This is a genomic window from Pantoea sp. Sc1, assembly GCF_000255315.1.
GTDB lineage: Bacteria > Pseudomonadota > Gammaproteobacteria > Enterobacterales > Enterobacteriaceae > Pantoea > Pantoea anthophila.
The window spans coordinates 898,893-916,138 of record NZ_AJFP01000001.1; the positions used below are offsets into that span (position 1 = coordinate 898,893).

Annotated in this window: 17 protein-coding genes; 12 read left to right on the top strand and 5 right to left on the bottom strand. The window is 59.3% G+C overall.

The window, feature by feature from the left end; genetic code table 11:
- Positions 1–428 precede the first annotated feature (428 nt).
- The 5 genes from S7A_RS04300 to S7A_RS04320 all read left to right on the top strand — a co-directional run bounded on the left by S7A_RS04300 (position 429) and on the right by S7A_RS04320 (position 5,944).
- Positions 429–1,178: a hypothetical protein gene (locus S7A_RS04300; RefSeq protein WP_033736115.1), complete on the top strand. Its 750-nt coding sequence runs from the start codon at positions 429–431 to the stop codon at positions 1,176–1,178.
- A gap of 9 nt (positions 1,179–1,187) precedes the next feature.
- On the top strand, positions 1,188–2,150 hold the full coding sequence (locus S7A_RS04305) for a sugar kinase (protein ID WP_009088257.1): 963 nt from the start codon (positions 1,188–1,190) through the stop codon (positions 2,148–2,150).
- 34 nt (positions 2,151–2,184) lie between these two features.
- The gene (locus tag S7A_RS04310; RefSeq protein WP_009088258.1) at positions 2,185–3,465 is read left to right on the top strand and encodes an MFS transporter; all 1,281 of its coding nucleotides are present in this window, start codon (positions 2,185–2,187) and stop codon (positions 3,463–3,465) included.
- A gap of 172 nt (positions 3,466–3,637) precedes the next feature.
- Positions 3,638–4,612, top strand: a complete 975-nt coding sequence (gene ghrB / locus S7A_RS04315; RefSeq protein WP_009088261.1) for a glyoxylate/hydroxypyruvate reductase GhrB — start codon at positions 3,638–3,640, stop codon at positions 4,610–4,612.
- An 81-nt stretch (positions 4,613–4,693) separates the two neighbouring features.
- Positions 4,694–5,944: a valine--pyruvate transaminase gene (locus tag S7A_RS04320; protein WP_009088263.1), complete on the top strand. Its 1,251-nt coding sequence runs from the start codon at positions 4,694–4,696 to the stop codon at positions 5,942–5,944.
- Here S7A_RS04320 and S7A_RS04325 read toward each other — a convergent pair.
- Positions 5,941–7,392, bottom strand: a complete 1,452-nt coding sequence (locus tag S7A_RS04325) for a PLP-dependent aminotransferase family protein (protein ID WP_009088264.1) — start codon at positions 7,390–7,392, stop codon at positions 5,941–5,943. The two genes, S7A_RS04320 and S7A_RS04325, sit on opposite strands and share 4 nt — an antisense overlap.
- Before the next feature lie 168 nt (positions 7,393–7,560).
- Here S7A_RS04325 and S7A_RS04330 point away from each other — a divergent pair, with 168 nt between their 5' ends.
- The 6 genes from S7A_RS04330 to S7A_RS04355 all read left to right on the top strand — a co-directional run bounded on the left by S7A_RS04330 (position 7,561) and on the right by S7A_RS04355 (position 13,279).
- The gene (locus S7A_RS04330) at positions 7,561–9,024 is read left to right on the top strand and encodes a hypothetical protein (RefSeq protein WP_009088265.1); all 1,464 of its coding nucleotides are present in this window, start codon (positions 7,561–7,563) and stop codon (positions 9,022–9,024) included.
- Between the two features lie 17 nt (positions 9,025–9,041).
- On the top strand, positions 9,042–10,184 hold the full coding sequence (locus S7A_RS04335; RefSeq protein WP_009088267.1) for an acetyl-CoA carboxylase biotin carboxylase subunit family protein: 1,143 nt from the start codon (positions 9,042–9,044) through the stop codon (positions 10,182–10,184).
- Between the two features lie 118 nt (positions 10,185–10,302).
- On the top strand, positions 10,303–11,010 hold the full coding sequence (locus S7A_RS04340; protein WP_033736116.1) for a class II glutamine amidotransferase: 708 nt from the start codon (positions 10,303–10,305) through the stop codon (positions 11,008–11,010).
- Between the two features lie 5 nt (positions 11,011–11,015).
- Positions 11,016–11,816: a hypothetical protein gene (locus S7A_RS04345; RefSeq protein WP_009088271.1), complete on the top strand. Its 801-nt coding sequence runs from the start codon at positions 11,016–11,018 to the stop codon at positions 11,814–11,816.
- 29 nt (positions 11,817–11,845) lie between these two features.
- Positions 11,846–12,346, top strand: a complete 501-nt coding sequence (locus tag S7A_RS04350; RefSeq protein ID WP_009088273.1) for a YbaK/EbsC family protein — start codon at positions 11,846–11,848, stop codon at positions 12,344–12,346.
- Positions 12,347–12,367: 21 nt separating this feature from the next.
- The gene (locus S7A_RS04355) at positions 12,368–13,279 is read left to right on the top strand and encodes an EamA family transporter (RefSeq protein WP_009088275.1); all 912 of its coding nucleotides are present in this window, start codon (positions 12,368–12,370) and stop codon (positions 13,277–13,279) included.
- 45 nt (positions 13,280–13,324) lie between these two features.
- On the opposite strand, the gene ibpA is transcribed toward S7A_RS04355, so the two are convergent.
- Positions 13,325–13,741: a small heat shock chaperone IbpA gene (gene ibpA / locus S7A_RS04360; RefSeq protein WP_009088277.1), complete on the bottom strand. Its 417-nt coding sequence runs from the start codon at positions 13,739–13,741 to the stop codon at positions 13,325–13,327.
- A 290-nt stretch (positions 13,742–14,031) separates the two neighbouring features.
- On the opposite strand from ibpA, the gene S7A_RS04365 reads away from it, so the two are divergent.
- Positions 14,032–14,400, top strand: coding sequence for a YceK/YidQ family lipoprotein (locus S7A_RS04365; RefSeq protein WP_033736117.1), 369 nt, complete (start codon positions 14,032–14,034; stop codon positions 14,398–14,400).
- On the opposite strand, the gene S7A_RS04370 is transcribed toward S7A_RS04365, so the two are convergent.
- The 3 genes from S7A_RS04370 to S7A_RS04380 all read right to left on the bottom strand — a co-directional run bounded on the left by S7A_RS04370 (position 14,366) and on the right by S7A_RS04380 (position 17,131).
- Positions 14,366–15,634 carry a DUF3748 domain-containing protein gene (locus tag S7A_RS04370; RefSeq protein WP_009088280.1) on the bottom strand — a complete coding sequence of 423 codons (1,269 nt, stop codon included), beginning with the start codon at positions 15,632–15,634 and terminating at the stop codon, positions 14,366–14,368. The two genes, S7A_RS04365 and S7A_RS04370, sit on opposite strands and share 35 nt — an antisense overlap.
- Positions 15,635–15,742: 108 nt before the next feature.
- Complete coding sequence (gene yidA, locus S7A_RS04375) at positions 15,743–16,552, bottom strand: sugar-phosphatase (RefSeq protein ID WP_009088282.1); 810 nt, start codon at positions 16,550–16,552, stop codon at positions 15,743–15,745.
- 99 nt (positions 16,553–16,651) lie between these two features.
- Positions 16,652–17,131 carry a YhcH/YjgK/YiaL family protein gene (locus S7A_RS04380; RefSeq protein WP_009088284.1) on the bottom strand — a complete coding sequence of 160 codons (480 nt, stop codon included), beginning with the start codon at positions 17,129–17,131 and terminating at the stop codon, positions 16,652–16,654.
- Between the last annotated feature and the right edge of the window lie 115 nt (positions 17,132–17,246).

The window sequence follows — 17,246 nt, forward strand, 5'->3', positions numbered from 1 at the left end:
AAGTAATAGTGTTATTAAAATCCATTTCATCTGCAAAACCTCCGTTTGCTGTCTTATTACCGACTATAAATGACGCTGAGCAATAATAGGATGGAAACAAAGGAATTAAATTTACCAGCATCATAAAATGACGGTTTTTGTTTTTTCCGATCCGTTTTTGCATTAATCCCGCTAACGCTTTTCAGTAACGATGACTTCATAGCTATCCGCATCCCTCTTAAAATGATAAAAATCCTCACTTTTTTCATTCAGCGGAACTGACTGAAATGCACTTAGCGTACAATCCTGCGTTTGTAAGCCTCAGACCGCTCTTCGTGCTCGCTTCGTGAGCACGATCATAGTTTCACAGTTTGCTGCTTTGCTTTGGAACCGGTTCCATTTAGGGTTTTTGTATCCGCTACGCGCAAAAACCTGCCATGGAGCAGAACATGAAACCTGACATCATTGTGGTGACCGCCGCTTATGGCCATGCGCAGATCGCCGCACTCGGCGGCCAGACTGCGCTGCTGCCGATCATTCAGCAGGCTGGTGCTGATGGCGTCGAAATCCGCCGCGAACTGCTTGATGACGCGGCGCTGGCCGATCTGCCCGCCCTGGCGCAGGCGGTGGCACAGCATCAGCTTCAGGCAAGCTATTCGGTGCCCGATACGCTGTTTTGTGACGGCGGCGAAATCAATCCGCGCATAACCCACTACGTTGAAGAAGCACGCCAGTTAAATGCGCAGCGGCTGAAAGTCGCGCTGGGACATTTCACCGGCGCACTTCACCGTGAAACGCTGCAGGCGCATCTGGCAGCACTGCCGTGTGAACTGACGGTGGAAAACGATCAGACCGAACAGGGCAAACTCGCCCCCTCCGTCGCGTTTTTCACGGCGATCAGAGAAGCCGGGCTACCGATCACGATGACCTTCGACATGGGGAACTGGTGCTGGACCGGCGAAAACGCCTTCCAGGCCGCGCAGCAGCTGGCCGCGCAGGTCGGCTATGTGCACGTCAAAGCCGCCGTTCCGCATCAGGAGAGTTTCCGGGCAATTGCGCTGGATGAGGCGGACGCTGGCTGGCGTGACCTGCTGCAACAGCTGCCCGGCTCGGTGCCGCGCGGTATTGAATTTCCGCTGGAAGGCGACGATCTGATTGCGGTGACGCGCCACTATGTGTCGCTGCTGCGCAATGTGTAAGGAGTAAAAATGAGTCATCACACCCAATATCACACCGGTCCGCTTGATGTGGTCACCATCGGGGAAGCGATGGCGATGTTTGTCGCCCGTGAAACCGGCGATCTCGCCGCCGCAGAGACCTTTGTTAAACGCGCAGCAGGCGCAGAACTTAATGTCGCGACCGGCCTGGCGCGTCTTGGCCTGAAAGTGGGCTGGGTCAGCCGGGTTGGCGATGACGCTTTTGGTCGCTTTATCTGCCAGCAGCTGAAAAAAGAGGGTATTGACCACGCCCGGGTCACGGTCGATAACCGTTATCCCACCGGTTTCCAGCTGAAATCCAAAGTCGATGATGGCTCTGACCCGCTGGTCGAGTATTTCCGTAAAGGCTCGGCGGCCAGCCATCTGTCGGTTGACGATTTTGACGCGGACTACTTTGGCTCGGCACGCCATCTGCACCTCAGCGGGGTGGCGGCAGCGCTCTCGGAGAGTTCACTGGAACTGCTGAAGCACACGGCCAAAGAGATGCGCGCGCGCGGGAAAACCATTTCGTTTGATCCGAATCTGCGGCCGGTGCTGTGGCGCAGTGAAGAGGAGATGCGTAAGCAGCTCAATCTGCTGGCGGAGTATGCCGACTGGGTACTGCCAGGCGAAAAAGAGGGGCTGATCCTGACCGGTTACCGTCAGCCGGAAGCGATTGCAGATTTCTATCTCGATAAGGGTGTGAAAGCGGTCGTGATTAAAACCGGTTGTGACGGCGCCTGGTACAAAACCGCACAGGGTGAACAGGGACAGGTTGCGGCGATAAAAGTCGACAACGTGGTCGACACCGTAGGGGCCGGTGACGGTTTTGCCGTCGGCGTGATCAGCGCCCTGCTGGAAGGTCAGACGCTGCCGCAGGCGATTCGCCGCGGCAATAAAATTGGTTCGATGGCGATTCAGGTCATTGGTGACAGCGAAGGTCTGCCGACGCGTCAGCAACTGGGCGACGAGTAGTTCACGCGCCCCTCTACAGACACAGGAGTTCCCGATGAAAAAGCAGACAATCGCGCCAAAACGCTGGTGGTTCATCATGCCCATCGTGTTTATCACCTACAGCCTGGCGTATCTCGATCGTGCAAACTTTAGCTTCGCCTCTGCCGCCGGGATTAATGACGATCTTGGCATCACCAAAGGCATGTCCTCGCTGCTGGGCGCGCTGTTCTTCCTGGGATACTTCTTTTTCCAGATCCCGGGCGCAATCTATGCCGAACGCCGCAGCGTGAAGAAACTGATTTTCGGCTGCCTGATCCTGTGGGGTGGCTGTGCATCGCTGACCGGTGTGGTCAGCAACATTCCGATGCTGGCAGCGATTCGCTTTGTGCTGGGCGTGGTGGAAGCGGCGGTGATGCCGGCCATGCTGATTTACATCAGTAACTGGTTTACCAAATCGGAACGTTCGCGCGCCAATACCTTCCTGATCCTGGGGAACCCGGTCACGGTGCTCTGGATGTCGGTGGTGTCGGGCTATCTGATCGAATCCTTCGGCTGGCGTGAGATGTTTATCATTGAAGGGATTCCGGCGGTCATCTGGGCGATTGCCTGGTGGTTCCTGGTGCAGGATAAGCCGTCTCAGGCGCGCTGGATGAGCGATGCAGAGAAAGCGGCCCTGCAGGCTGAACTGCAAAAAGAGCAGGAAAACATCAAGGCGGTGCGTAACTACGGTGAAGCGTTCCGCAACCGCAATGTGATCATCCTCTGCCTGCAATATTTTGCCTGGAGCATCGGTGTGTATGGCTTTGTGCTGTGGCTGCCGTCGATTCTGCGTAACGGCACACAGATGGGCATGGTTGAAGCGGGCTGGCTGTCAGCGGTGCCTTATCTGGCGGCGACCATTGCGATGGTCGTGGTCTCCTGGGCGTCGGACAAAACCCAGAATCGTAAACTGTTTGTCTGGCCGCTGCTGCTGGTGGGGGCGCTGGCGTTCCTTGGCTCTTACCTGGTCGGCTCAAGCAACTTCTGGGCCTCCTACACCCTGCTGGTGATTGCCGGTGCCGCGATGTATGCCCCTTACGGACCGTTCTTCGCCATTATTCCTGAGATGCTGCCACGCAACGTCGCGGGCGGGGCAATGGCACTGATCAACAGTATGGGTGCACTGGGGTCATTTATCGGTTCATGGATCGTCGGCTATCTTAATGGGGCGACCGGCAGCCCGGCAGCCTCCTACATCTTTATGGGTTCGGCTCTGCTGGTGTCGGTGTGGCTGACGCTGATAGTGAAACCGGCGCAGAACAAAGCGCCGCCGCTGCGGGGCGCAAAACCGGCCTGAAAGCGTAAACGCTGAAGCGGGCTGGCCCGGTGCAGGTCCACAACGCCTGCTCCGTTCGCACAGGCCTTGCCGGGCCTGTACGGAGGCCGCCCGGGCGTAAACGTCAGTCTCTGTTTTCTCCGGGCGGCCCGCAAGCCGCCCGCTACTTATTTGTTTGATCGGGAGCCACTGAATGAAACCCGCTGTAATTCTCTATAAAAAACTGCCTGACGACCTCTATGCGCGCCTGGCTGAACAGTGTGACGTGACGGAAGTGAGCAATCTTTCGCCAGAGAGCCAGCAGCAGCACGCTGCGGCGTTCCGCCAGGCCGAGGGCCTGCTGGGATCGGGCGGAAAAGTGAATGGCGAGCTGCTGGCGAACATGCCTAATCTGCGCGTCTGCTCCAGCGTCTCGGTGGGCTATGATAATTTCGACGTGGCGGCGCTGAATGCGCGTCATGTGGTGCTGATGCACACCCCGACCGTGCTGACGGAAACCGTGGCTGACACCATGATGGCGCTGGTGCTGAGCACCGCGCGTCGGGTGCCGGAGCTGGATGCCTGGGTCAAAGCGGGCCACTGGCAGAAGAGCATCGGACCGGCGCAGTTCGGCATCGACGTACACCATAAAACGCTGGGCATTCTCGGCATGGGACGGATCGGGATGGCGCTGGCGCAGCGCGCCCACTTTGGCTTCGGCATGAAAATCCTCTACAACGCCCGCCGTGAGCATGAGGAGGCGCAGTCGCGCTTTGGCGCGCAGCGCTGCGAACTGAAAGAGCTGCTGCAGCAGAGTGATTTTGTCTGCATCAGCCTGCCGCTGACTGACGAAACCCACCATCTGATTGGGGCCGCCGAGCTGGAACTGATGAAGCCGGATGCGGTACTGATCAACGCCGGTCGCGGGCCGGTGGTGGATGAGAAGGCGCTGATCGCCGCGCTGCAGGCGGGTAAACTGCACGCCGCCGGGCTGGATGTGTTTGAGCAGGAGCCGGTTCCTGCCGACTCTCCGCTGCTGTCGCTGCCGAACGTGGTGACGCTGCCGCACATCGGTTCTGCCACCCACGAAACCCGCTACGGCATGATGCAGGATGCGGTAGAGAATCTTATCGCCGCGCTCGGCGGAAACGTCGATAAAAACTGCGTTAACCCTCAGGCGCTGAAATAATCACCACGCCTTTCCATTGCGCCCGCCGGTGGCGGGCGTTATGGTGAACCCCCGATTCGCAATCACAAATTTTTAACCGCTATGTCCTTTTCTCAGTTCGGCGACAAATTTACCCAACATTCCGGCATTTCACGTCTGATGGAAGATATGGGCGCAGGCCTGCGTACGCCCGGCACCATCATGCTTGGCGGCGGTAATCCGGCGCAGATCCCGGCCATGAACGACTACTTTCAGCAGCTGCTGCAGCAGATGCATGAGGAGGGCAAACTCAGCGAAGCACTGTGCAATTACGACGGCCCGCGCGGCAAAGCGACGCTGCTGGAGTCGCTGGCCGGGCTGCTGCGCGACCAGCTTGGCTGGCCGATTACCGCGCAGAATATCGCGCTGACCAACGGCAGCCAGAGCGCCTTCTTCTATCTGTTTAACCTGTTTGCCGGTCGCCGCGCCGACGGCAGTAAAAAGCGGGTGCTGTTTCCGCTGGCGCCGGAGTACCTCGGCTATGCGGATGCCGGTCTGGAAGAGGAGCTGTTTGTGTCGGCGAAGCCGAACATTGAGCTGCTGCCGGAGGGACAGTTTAAATATCATGTCGATTTCGAGCATTTGCCGATGAATGATGAGGTCGGGCTGATCTGCGTCTCGCGTCCGACCAACCCCACCGGCAACGTGATCACCGATGAGGAGCTGATCCAGCTGGATGCGCTGGCGCAGCAGCATGATGTGCCGCTGCTGATCGACAATGCCTACGGCGTGCCGTTCCCCGGCATCATCTTCAGCGAAGTGCGTCCGCTGTGGAATCCCAACATTATTCTCTGCATGAGCCTGTCGAAACTCGGCCTGCCGGGCGCACGCTGCGGCATCATTATCGCAGACGAGAAGACCATCTCTGCGCTGAGCAACATGAACGGCATCATCAGCCTGGCCCCCGGCAGTATTGGCCCGGCCATCGCCAATGAGATGATTCGTCGCGGCGATCTGCTGCGGCTCTCTGAAGAGGTGATTAAGCCGTTTTATCAGCAGAAGGTTGCGCAGACGATTGCGATCCTGCGCCGCCATCTGTCAGAAGAGCGCTGCCTGATCCACAAGCCGGAAGGGGCGATTTTCCTCTGGCTCTGGTTCCGCGATCTGCCGATCACCACGGAAACGCTCTATCAGCGGCTGAAAGCGCGCGGGGTGCTGATGGTGCCGGGCCACTTCTTCTTTCCGGGGCTGGAGCAGGCGTGGCCGCACACCCACCAGTGTATGCGGATGAACTACGTGCCGGATGCGGAGAACATCGAGCGGGCGGTGCAGATTCTGGCGGAAGAGGTGGAGAACGCCTGGCGCGACAGCTAAGCCTGCGCGTCGGTTAACGACAGCTGGCACCACTGCGCCAGCTGTCGGATCGCCTGTTCCACTTCCGCATTCCAGCCAAAACCGGCATTCAGCCGGAAACAGTGATCGTAGCGCTGATCGGTGGCAAAAATATGGCCCGGCGCAATCCCGATACCCGCGTTGCGCGCCTTCAGAAACAGCTCGCGCACGTTCAGCGCCTGCGGCGGCATGGCGACCCACAGCACATATCCCCCTTCCGGGTCAGAGACCGTTGTCCCGGCCGGAAATTCCCGCAGCACCGACTGACGCATTTCGCTGATTTGCCGCGCCAGTTCGCGCCGCAGCTTGCGCAGGTGAGCATCATAGCCGCCGCTGCGCAGCAGTTCCGCCACCGCGGCCTGCGACAGCACCGAGGTGCCCATGGTGGAGGTATATTTCAGCGAGGCGATCTTACGCATGTAGTTGACGCTGTGGACCCAGCCGATGCGGATGCCGGGTGCCACGGTTTTCGAGAAGCCGCTGCAGAGAATAGCGTTGGGGCTGAAGGCGCGCATCGGGAAAGGGCGACGCTCACCAAAGGCGGTATCGCCAAAAATATCATCCTCAATGATCACCACATCGTTTTCATCGGCCTGGCGCGCAATATAGGCTTTCTGCTCGTTGGGAATGCTTTTTCCCAGCGGATTGTTGACGTTGCACAGCGTCAGAAAGACCCGAACCGCTTTGCGCTGAAACAGACGGGTGAGGGTTGCCACATTCACATAGCCTTCCGGCCCGGCTTCCACTTCAATCACCCGTAAATTGAGGTTATGCAGCATCTGCAGCAGGACGAAATAGCAGGGGGACTCCACCGCCACCACATCGCCTGGCTGGGTCGTGGCGCGCAGTGACAGCGAGATCGCCTCAATACAGCCGTTGGTGATCAGAATATCGTCGGCGCTGATATTGCAGCCGTAATCGACCGCGCGCCGGGCAATCTCCGCTTTCAGCGGCGCATAGCCGGTGCCCTTCACCGTATTGCCGAGCAGGGCAGGTTTGCTGTAACCCATCTGGCGCATCAGCAGGCCGATCCGCCTGATCGGATAGAGGGCACTGTCGCCGTTCGCCAGATCGAGGCGCACCCGGCAGTCTGATCCGAGCATCGCCAGATGCAGCTCGGTCTGCTCATCCAGCGGGGCGATGGCGCGCGGCTGTTCGCTGACGGCGGGTAACGCACGCGAAGCGGGCCGCTGTGGGGCAACAAAAAAGCCCGACTTCGGGCGGGCGACGGCGTAGCGCTCATCTTCCAGCGTACGCAGGGTTTTCAGGGCAGTGGTGAGGCTGACATTGTACTGTGTCGCCAGGGTGCGCACCGAGGGCAGACGGCTGTCGGGTGCCAGTGAACCGGCATGGATCGCCTGTTTAATCTGTTCTGCTATCTGGCGATAACGGCTGCTCTGACTCTCCTGTTCCCCGATAACCCCGGTCATCTGTTCCACCCCATATCGCGCTGATCTGTGCATATTCAACAGAGTACATTCAAAGTACTTTAGGCTGCATCTCTTAATTATTCATGACGCTAAACGGCGCACAGCGCCCGGCTGCCGTCGGGCCTGTGGCCATAACGGCAGGCCGTTCACCTAAGGAAAATGTGAAAGATGAATAATCTGCCCGCCATGATGAAAGCAATGGAAGCGTATCTCTCACCGGCCATCATCGCGTCGGCTCAGCGCTGTTCGGCCCGTCTGCTGGCGGCGTTACCCGATAAGCAGCCTGAGAACAACCGCGTCCTGCTCGCCTATGGCGGCGGCAAAGACAGCAGCTACATGGTGGCTTACGTGCGCTACATTCAGGGGCTGATCTGGCAGCAGCAGGGCGCCACCTTTCATCTGCGGGTCAGCACTAACCGTCACGCGGCGATGAACCAGAGCGTCATGGATAATATTCATCGCGTTTATCAGTCGCTGGCGATGCATGACGATGAACGGGTGACCTGTCTGGTGGTGGATGGTCTGCTGATCCGCCCTTTCGCCCGCGATCTGCCGATGCCGGACAGCGTGCGTGAGCAGAACCGCAACGATGTGCTGATGAATGGCCACCGCTTTCGCGCCGATGCGCGCTCCACCTTCTGCAATGCCTGCAACCTCAGCATGGTCAACTCCTTTGGCCTGGCGGCGGACTACAACGGCGGGGTGGATATGATTATCACCGGCGATTCGCCGCAGGAGCAGGCCGCCTATGTGGCCTGGGCGCGGCACCTCTCACGACTGTTTGATGCGCCGGTCGCGGAAAAAAGCCGTGGCTTCAGCGGGTTCCTGCAGACGCTGGATGGCGTCGCAGAGCGCTACTTCAGCGACATTTACGGGGCCGGCCAGCTCACCCCCGCACACCGCATCACCCACCAGCTGGCGCGCGATCCGCTCTTCTTCAATATCTATCAGGACACGGCCTATGAAGCGGGTGCGCACTGGGCGCTGCTCAGCGACTTTATGGGCTTCCGCTTTGATGAACTGATGTTCAGCTTTTCTGAGTCCGACTGCGGTAACCCGACGCTGATGGCGCATCTGCGCGGACTGCGGGCCGAAACGCTTCTGCAGCGCAGCTACGCCGAGGGGATCCGTGAATATGTGCGTTTTGCGCTGGGGCTGATGGTGAAGAAGGATTTTCCCCCGCAGCTGATCGACGAGATGGCGGCGCGCTATCAGGATGACGCCGCGATCCGGCAGCAGCGGCAGCGCGCAGCCGCGTTCGCCGTGCAGGCGTTTGACCTCAGCGAAGCGCAGCTGATCTGCATGATCTACTCGCCCTTTCTGGGACAGGGCCAGCAGCTCGGTCACTGGCTGACCGGGCAGCAGATCGCGCTGGAGGAGGCTGCTATCCGCGACCTGCTTGAGCAACGCAGTCAGGATGGCGCGCTGGCCAGGGCGTTAACGCACCTCTCCGGCATGACGCTGACACAGATGCGCCACTGCTGGCAGAGCAAGCCGGTCAGTTCGCTGCTGGAGGGCAAAAGCTCCGATCCCCTGTCGCGCGTGCTGCGCTTCGATCCCCATAAAGCGGTGATTCAGGTCAGTAACGGTGTGCTCAACGACACGGTGACAGAAGTCATCTCCGGGCGATAACCCGGTAAGGCGAGGCGATGAAAAAGATTTTTCTGCAAATTGGCGCCACCCGCGATGGACAGAACCCTTACTGCGCGGTGGCAAAGCGCGAAGGCTATTTCACCGTGCTGGCGGAAATGGGCGACTTTGTCGATTACCAGTCACTAAGCCTGGCGCTGCCTTTTGATCTGATTATTCGCCTCGACCGCCCTGAGAATCCGTGGGAGGTGATGCAGGCTTATCTGCACGCCGGTTTACTGGCGCATCCGCTGGTGGTGCTGGCGGGCTTTGAAGCCTACAACGCCAGCGCCGGGCGACTGCGCGACATGCTGGCCGGGCCGGACGCGCCCGCCGCCTTTATCCCGCTGGATAAATATGCGCAGCGCATGGCGCTGAAAAAAGCCTGGCCGCGCTTCCCGCAGCCGGAGTTCCGCTTTTTTGCCTCGCCGCTCAGCATTCTGGATGCGGAGCAGGCGCTGATCTACCCCTGCGTCGTCAAACCGGTAGATGGCGGCGGCGGGCTGGGCATCTGGCTGATTGAGCAGGCCGATCAGCTGCGCAGCGTGGTGAAGCAGCTGGTGCAGACCATGAACTATGGCGGGCGCGGCTTCAGCGGCTTTATCGTGGAAAGCGCCCTGATCGGCGAGGAGTTTTCGCTACAGGGTGTGGTCGCGCAGGGGCATCCCCGGGCGCTGACCTGCTGCCAGAAGGTGATTGAGCAGCACCGGGACAGCGAAGGCTGCGTCAGCTTTTATGAGTCGGGGCATGTGGCGATGGCAGCAGCGGCGCTACCCGCCGCGTTCAGCAGTCTCATGACCTTCTGCTGCGAAACCTTTGGCTACCGTCAGGGCGCGTTTCATATCGATTTCATTGTGGTCAATGGCGTGCCGCATTTTCTGGAGATGGGGTTCCGGCTCTCTGGCATGGGGGTGGCGACGCTGGTTGAGGAGGCGACCGGTATCAACTGGGCTGAGGTGACTTTCCGGCTGGAGGCGGGAGGCACCCTGCCTGCCTTTGCCCTGAGCACGTCACGCGCTGTCGGCCAGCTGCGCCTGCGCCAGCCCGCACAGCTGCAGGCGGCGGAACGCTGGATTGAACAGCATCAGCAGGGGGCGCTGTTACCCCCCTCCGGTTGCCTGCGTTGCAGGTGTCATCCCGCTCATCGCTCTACGCCGATCTGACCCGTCACGCCGGCATTCTGGCGACCTTCAGCCTCAGCGCTCCGACGCGGGAGCCCGTTATGACCCTTTTTCAGCAGGTGATTGCCGCGCAGCCGGTGACCGCCGGGAGAGACAAAGTATGTGCAGAATGATTCTGGCGCATGGCAGGTTCGACAGCGCTCAGATTCTGGAGGCGGCGCGCGCCATGAGCTGCGGCGAAGGAGCCGAACACGATGGCCCAATTAAATCCCATCCCAACGGCTGGGGCTGCCTGTGGCTGGAAGCGGGGGAGATCCGCACCCTGCACGGCACGGGCGCGTTTGCGGAAGCGCTGCCGGACATCGATGTGGATCGGCTGCGCAGTCCGTTTCTGGCCGTGCATGTACGCCACGCCACGCTGAGTAAAAATCAGGGGCTGGCCTTTTCTCATCCGCTGACGCGCCACAGCGCGGGTCATCAGTGGTACATGATGCACAACGGCTTTCTGCCGACCATCCACCGCCAGCTTGGCCTGGCGGAATCCCGTTTCGATTCAGAAGAGTACCTGCGTTACCTGGTCGATCAGACCACGCCCGCCGACTTCACCCGCGACTATCTGCGCGCAAAGATGGCGCAGGTGGAACCCGGCGGCAGCGCAGGCAATGCCATTTTCGTCACCCGTGACAAAGCCTGGGCGTGGCAGTGGTATCCCCACGACACCCCCTGGCCTGACTATTTTACGATGCATTTTCGGCAACAGGAGGATTGCACGCTGATCGCTTCTGAACCCGTGACAATACCAGGCAGCGCCGGCAGCTGGCGGCGAATGAACAATCATGAACTCTATGAAATTCCGTTTAGGGAGTGATAAACATGGCTATTTTCAATCAGTTCCGCGTGATTAATCCCAGCATGTTTGTGGAGTCGACCTGGCTGGATGACATCGTCACGGCGCGTGTGCCGCTGCTGGTGCTGCGTAATTTCCTGACGCCGGAGGTGCGGGAAGCGGTGGTGGCGGATCTGCAGCGCTGCCGGGAAAAGATCCGTGTTTCTCACTATCCGAATGGCGCGCTGACCACGCTCGGTCCCTATCTGGCGCGTCACACCGCAGAGCCCGATAACTATTTTACCGAGCTGCGCGATATCCAGCCGGCGCTGCCCCCTTCACTCACCACCCTGCGTGAGCAGATCTACCTCTGGGTTCAGCATGCGCTGCGGCTGGAGAGCCTGCGCATCGCCCAGGAGCCGGGCCACGGCGACTATGCCGGTTCTATCGTGCGGTTTCATGCCGATGGCGTCGCGAACCCGTTACACAACGACAATATCGTGCGTGATGCCGCCGGAACCGGGCTGGCGGTGACGCAGATTCTCCATCAGCTCAGCTGTGTGGTCTGCCTGCAGGAGTGCAACGCGGGCGGGGCGCTGCGGATCTACAACAAAAAATGGGCACCGGAGGATGAGCGGTTCAAAACGGCCGGTGAGCTGGGCTATCCCGCTGAGGTGATTGAACACAGCGAAGTCTGCGAATTTTCACCACGCAGTGGCGATATCTATCTGTTTAATCCCGCTTTTTATCATGAGATTGATCGGGTTGAAGGTGATACCCGCATCACCATGGGATTCTTTTTCGGGCTGACCGATAAAAAAATGAAACACGCTATCGCCTGGAGTTAATCCGGTCCGGGCCAGACAAGGAGAGGGATATGACGACGTTTGAAAAAATCACCGCGCTGCTGGATCAGCATCAGGCCAGCTACCGCGTCGTGGAGCATGAGGCGATAGGGCAGACCGACCAGATCAGCCAGATACGCGGTAATGCACTGGGTCAGGCGGCTAAGGCGATGGTGCTGGAGGTCGTCATGCCGGACGGCGCGCCGCCGCGTCCGCTGCTGGCGATTGTGCCGGGCGACTGCCGGATCAATTTTAAAAGTGCGGCGCGCGCCATCGGCGGAAAGAAATCTTCTTTCGCCGCGCCGGAGCTGGCGCAGGCGCTGACCGGCTGTGTGATGGGCGCGGTGCCGCCATTCAGTTTTGATGACCGGCTGACGCTGCGGGTCGATACCCGGCTGCAGCAGGTCGGAACGTTATGGTTTAACGCGGGCGAGCTGGATAAATCGATCGCGCTGGCTGTAGATGACTATTTTCGCATCGTGGGGGAAGCGTGCTGTGCTGATATCGCGACCCCGATTGCGATCACCGCCTGACGGCGGCTCAAGGAGTTTCTGATGTCGGTAAAAGATATGCTGTTAGCGTTGTGCGTGGTGGTGGCGTGGGGCGTCAATTTTGTAGTGATCAAGCTGGGGCTGCAGGGGATGCCGCCTTTTCTGCTCGCCGGACTGCGATTCACGCTGGTCGCCTTCCCTGCCATTTTCTTTGTGCGCCGTCCGCCGATCCCGCTGCGCTGGCTGGTGGTTTACGGTATGACCATCAGTTTTGGTCAGTTTGCGTTTCTCTTCCTGGCGATTCAGCTCGGTATGCCAGCAGGCCTGGCCTCCCTGGTGCTGCAGGCGCAGGCGTTCTTTACCCTGCTGCTGGGGGCGCTGCTGCTGGCGGAGAAGCTGCGCTGGAACCACATCACCGGGATTATCATCGCCACGCTGGGGATGTTTCTGCTGGCGACGGCAGGCATGGAAGGACAGACCAGCGCCGGCATTACGCTGACGACCATGATGCTGACGCTGTCGGCGGCCCTGTCATGGGGGCTGGGTAACATTACCAACAAGATCATTATGCGGAATCGCAGCGTGCCGATTATGTCGCTGGTGGTCTGGAGTGCGCTGGTGCCGGTCATTCCTTTCTTTGCCTGCTCGCTGCTGTTTGAGGGGCAGGAGGCTATCGTCAGCAGCCTGCTGCACATCGGGCTGCAGACGGTACTGGCGCTCTTCTATCTGGCCTTTGTCGCCACCATCGTCGGCTACGCCATCTGGGGAAATCTGCTCAGCCGCTACGAAACCTGGCGCGTTGCCCCGTTGTCGCTGCTGGTGCCGGTGGTCGGGATCATTACTGCTGCGCTGGTGCTGGATGAGCATCTTTCCGGACAGCAGATGCTGGGCGCCTCGGTGATTATTGCCGGCCTGCTGATCAACGTGTTTGGCGGCGTGCTGGGACAGCGTTTCGCGATGCGAACGCAGCCGTAGGGTGACAGGGCAAAAAAAACGCCGCTGACGCGGCGTTTTTCATGATTACTTCAGAATCTCAATACGGCGTGGTTTGGCTTCTTCCGGCACCAGACGTTCAAGATCGATACTCAGCAGACCATTTTCGAGACGGGCGTCGCGCACCACGATGTGGTCGGCAAGCTGGAATTTACGCTCGAAGTTACGCTCGGCGATACCCTGATACAGGTATTTACGCTCGGCCTGCTCTTCCGGATGGGCACCCCGTACAGTCAGCACATTGTCGTGCGCTGTGATATCAAGCTCGCTCTGAGAGAAACCGGCCACCGCGATGGTAATGCGGTAGTGATTTTCATCGACCAGTTCAACGTTATAGGGAGGATAACCCCCGTTGCTCTGATTCTGGTTTGATTCGAGCAGGTTAAACAGGCGATCGAAACCGATAGCTGAGCGATAAAGTGGGGTGAGATCAAAGTTACGCATATTAAGACTCCTGAATTTCAGCAAGTTTTGGCAACCTTCCACTACTGGACAGGCTGGATCCGGCACCTCACTGTCCCTTTCGGCGACGGTGAGCGCGTCCGTAAACTAAAAATGGGTGCCAAAGGAGAATTTTCAAGCGTGCAGAATGCAATTTTTTTCGCCAATCTCAGGAAATGACATACACTCAGAACACCTTTTGTCAGACCCGAACGGACTTCGCCCCAGAGTGTTGACGTTGTCTGGCAAGCCAACTCAGCCCGGCGCATGTCAGGGCTGAAGGGATGATGATAATGAAATTGATGAAGACCTTACCTCTGGCTGGAATGGTTTGCTGCGCAATGGCGACAACCGGTTGTTCCAGCGTGATGTCACACACAGGTGCGAGTCAGGGCTATTATCCAGGCACCCGGGCCAGCGCGGATATGCTGACCGACGGGGACACCAGCTGGGCGCTGAAGCCGCTGGCGCTGATCGATCTTCCTTTCTCCGCCGTGATGGATACGCTGCTGCTGCCGTGGGACTACTACCGCAGCGACAAAGATAAATCACTCGACTCCCCGCGGGAACGCATTCTGCAGAGCGAAAAGCTGGCGCACACGCAGGAGAGCCTGGCGCAGGCGCAGCCTATGCCTCCGCTGCGCCCTCAGCCGCAACCGTAAACAGCTGCCGCCAGCCCTCCACCTCACGCATATACGCAATCTGCGTGCCGTCAGGTGACCAGACGACCGCGTCGCCTGAGGGGGCGTCATCCGTTCTGCGCGTCAGACGCTGGCACTCGCCGCTCTCAGCGTCACATCGCATCACGCTGTTATCACAGATAAAGGCGACGGCCTGGCCATCAGGATGCCAGCTGAAGGCGGACTGAATGCTGCTGCCGAGACGGGTCACCTGACGCGGTTCGCCGCCGTTGGGAGAGACCGTCCAGAGCTGGATCACCCCTCCGTCATCTGCCATCAGAAACGCAATCTGGCTGCCATCGGGCGCACTGCGCAGCCAGTGGCGCGGTTGCAGCGCCAGACCACGACCGTACGTCAGACGGCGCTGCCTGACGCCAGCCGGGGGCGCAGGCAACTGCTGACTGCTGCCCTCCAGCGGGCTGGCACCGGGCCGGGCGTAATCGTCCAGGTCTTCGGGCAGATCAACAACAAACACTTCAGGACGCTTCTCTCCCTCCGCCGTCAGCGTGTCGCCGATGAACGCGATAGCCCAGCGCTGCCAGCGGCCGTCCGGTTTCTGATAGCCGCGGTTACCGATCCAGCACTCTTCATAGGCACGGTTGATCTGGTCGCTGCCCGGCTGCGGTGCCGGATGCGTCTCGCTCACCAGCAGGCAAAAGTAGCTGCCGTCATACTCCCGCGGATGCTGCTTAACCGGCGTGACTGCGCGCAGCGGCACCGCGATGCCGACGTTGCGCAGATCCAGCCGGGTATCCCGTTCATGCATGACATGGTCATTGTAGGTAAAGCTCAGGCGTGAACCGTCGGGACTGAAGACATGCACATGCGACCCGCCCCGCAGCGCGCCAGGCGTAAAGGGGGGCGTGATATCGCAGGCATCCAGATTGATGGCGGTGGCGTTCTGAACGATTACCCCGCGGCGGTGATGGAAATCATACTGCCACCGGGCATCGGGATGTTCCGGGCCATGAATGCAGACGTAGCGCGGCGGCATATCGGGGCTGACCGTCACCACGCCGACATGAGCCCCGTGCTGCGCCTGATAGAGCACCTCCACCTCACCGGTCATCACATTGACCCGCTCAATGGTCTGGCTGGTAAAGGAGGCGCCCGAAGGACGCACGTCAAATGCCAGCCACTGGCTGTCGGCAGTCCAGACATTGATATTGGTGAGCTGATGCTGACGGGCAGCAAAGGTGATCTGTTTTTCTGACATGGTGAAACCCGTGCAGGAAGAATTGCCCGACAAATTACGCGATTCTGTTTTGCGCTGCAGCTTTTTTACCGGGTTCCGGGCCAGCGCGGCCCGGAAAGCGCAGGGCGGTTACAGCACTAACTCTTCAATGGCATGTGCGACGCCATCTTCCATATTGGTTTTCGTGATGAACTGAGCGATAGCCTTGACCGAATCAATGGCATTGCCCATGGCGACACCCGTGCCGGCATACTCAATCATCGCCAGGTCATTCTCCTGGTCACCTATCGCCATCACCTCTTCCTGCTTCAGGCCGAGCTTCTCCGCCAGCATTCTGACGCCCTGACCTTTGTTAACCCGGCGATCGAGGATTTCGAGGTAATAAGGCGCACTCTTCAGGATGGTGTAGGTCTGCTTAGCGTGCGCTGGCAGGCGGGCAATCGCCGCGTCGAGCAGGGCCGGACGGTCGATCATCATCAGTTTTGGGAAGCGCGTCGCGCGGTCCATCTCTTCCACCGCACGATAGCGCACCGGAATCCCGGTCAGGCTCGCCTCATGGATGGTGTATTCGCTGATATCTTTGTTGGGTGTATAGAGATGGGATTTGTCGAACGCCTGGAAATGGACGCCAAGTTCACGTGCCAGCTGCTCAATATAGAGGTAGTCGTCAAAGGTCAGCGTCACTTCCGCCACGCACTCACCATCTTCAGCCTGATGAACCAGCGCGCCGTTGTTACTGATCGCGTACTGGCCGGGGGTCTGCATATCCAGCTCCATCAGATAGCGCTGGATACCCACAAACGGCCGGCCGGTGGTCAGCACAATCGATACCCCCTGCTGGCGGGCGCGATCAAGGGCAGATTTCACCCCCGGCGTGATCTCATGCTGCGGATTGAGCAGGGTGCCATCCATGTCGATAGCGATCAATTTAATAGCCATAGAGTCCTCGTTGCGTCTGGGTTTGGTTCAATGCTAGCGCGATTCAGCGCGTATTGACCAGTTTCATAGCAGGCGGGCACCCCCGGCCGACCGTCAGTGTCAGGCGGTAAACAGATCGCGGTGAATTTTAATCACGGCTTTTCGGATAATGGCGGGTTCACCCGGCGCGCAGCAGGGGCGATGAATATCGTGCGGAAAAAAGATCGCGAACATGCCGGGCAGCAGTGTAATCACCGACTCATTCAGCGTCTTCTGATAAAAGACCACGTCGCGTTGCTGAGCAAAATCCTCGGTCACTCGCTGATCGGGGTGGGCGCGGGCCACGCCGATATTCTCGCTGCCGGCCAGCAGAAACTGAATGTCGATGTAGCTGAAGTGGGATTCTGCCCGACGCGCGCTCGCCGGTTCGGTCATCATCTCCTGCACCAGGCAGAACATCTTATCCTCAGGCAGGATGGCATATTTACCGGTGTCGAGCTGGCTGAAGTCGGTGTCAGTAATCCAGCGTATCGCCTGATCGATAACCGGATGAAAGGCGTGACGTTCTCTGTTCCAGTCGTGACAGTCGCAGACAATCATAAGGTAACTCCCTGTATTAACGTTGTGCGCGCTGAAGGCGCAAAGAGAGGCAAGCGTAAAGGAGCAGGGCGGGGGAAAACGTGATCGGTCTCGCAGCACCGGGCGCGGCATTCGC

What these genes read in the sequence shown, in the direction of transcription:
- yidA (WP_009088282.1), bottom strand. Translation starts at nt 16,552, where the DNA reads ATGGCTATTAAATTGATCGCTATCGACATGGATGGCACCCTGCTCAAT.
- S7A_RS04325 (WP_009088264.1), bottom strand. Translation starts at nt 7,392, where the DNA reads ATGACCGGGGTTATCGGGGAACAGGAGAGTCAGAGCAGCCGTTATCGC.
- S7A_RS04335 (WP_009088267.1), top strand. Translation starts at nt 9,042, where the DNA reads ATGAAAAAGATTTTTCTGCAAATTGGCGCCACCCGCGATGGACAGAAC.
- S7A_RS04365 (WP_033736117.1), top strand. Translation starts at nt 14,032, where the DNA reads ATGAAATTGATGAAGACCTTACCTCTGGCTGGAATGGTTTGCTGCGCA.
- S7A_RS04320 (WP_009088263.1), top strand. Translation starts at nt 4,694, where the DNA reads ATGTCCTTTTCTCAGTTCGGCGACAAATTTACCCAACATTCCGGCATT.
- S7A_RS04380 (WP_009088284.1), bottom strand. Translation starts at nt 17,131, where the DNA reads ATGATTGTCTGCGACTGTCACGACTGGAACAGAGAACGTCACGCCTTT.
- S7A_RS04330 (WP_009088265.1), top strand. Translation starts at nt 7,561, where the DNA reads ATGAATAATCTGCCCGCCATGATGAAAGCAATGGAAGCGTATCTCTCA.
- ibpA (WP_009088277.1), bottom strand. Translation starts at nt 13,741, where the DNA reads ATGCGTAACTTTGATCTCACCCCACTTTATCGCTCAGCTATCGGTTTC.
- S7A_RS04310 (WP_009088258.1), top strand. Translation starts at nt 2,185, where the DNA reads ATGAAAAAGCAGACAATCGCGCCAAAACGCTGGTGGTTCATCATGCCC.
- S7A_RS04350 (WP_009088273.1), top strand. Translation starts at nt 11,846, where the DNA reads ATGACGACGTTTGAAAAAATCACCGCGCTGCTGGATCAGCATCAGGCC.
- ghrB (WP_009088261.1), top strand. Translation starts at nt 3,638, where the DNA reads ATGAAACCCGCTGTAATTCTCTATAAAAAACTGCCTGACGACCTCTAT.
- S7A_RS04305 (WP_009088257.1), top strand. Translation starts at nt 1,188, where the DNA reads ATGAGTCATCACACCCAATATCACACCGGTCCGCTTGATGTGGTCACC.
- S7A_RS04355 (WP_009088275.1), top strand. Translation starts at nt 12,368, where the DNA reads ATGTCGGTAAAAGATATGCTGTTAGCGTTGTGCGTGGTGGTGGCGTGG.
- S7A_RS04340 (WP_033736116.1), top strand. Translation starts at nt 10,303, where the DNA reads ATGTGCAGAATGATTCTGGCGCATGGCAGGTTCGACAGCGCTCAGATT.
- S7A_RS04300 (WP_033736115.1), top strand. Translation starts at nt 429, where the DNA reads ATGAAACCTGACATCATTGTGGTGACCGCCGCTTATGGCCATGCGCAG.
- S7A_RS04345 (WP_009088271.1), top strand. Translation starts at nt 11,016, where the DNA reads ATGGCTATTTTCAATCAGTTCCGCGTGATTAATCCCAGCATGTTTGTG.
- S7A_RS04370 (WP_009088280.1), bottom strand. Translation starts at nt 15,634, where the DNA reads ATGTCAGAAAAACAGATCACCTTTGCTGCCCGTCAGCATCAGCTCACC.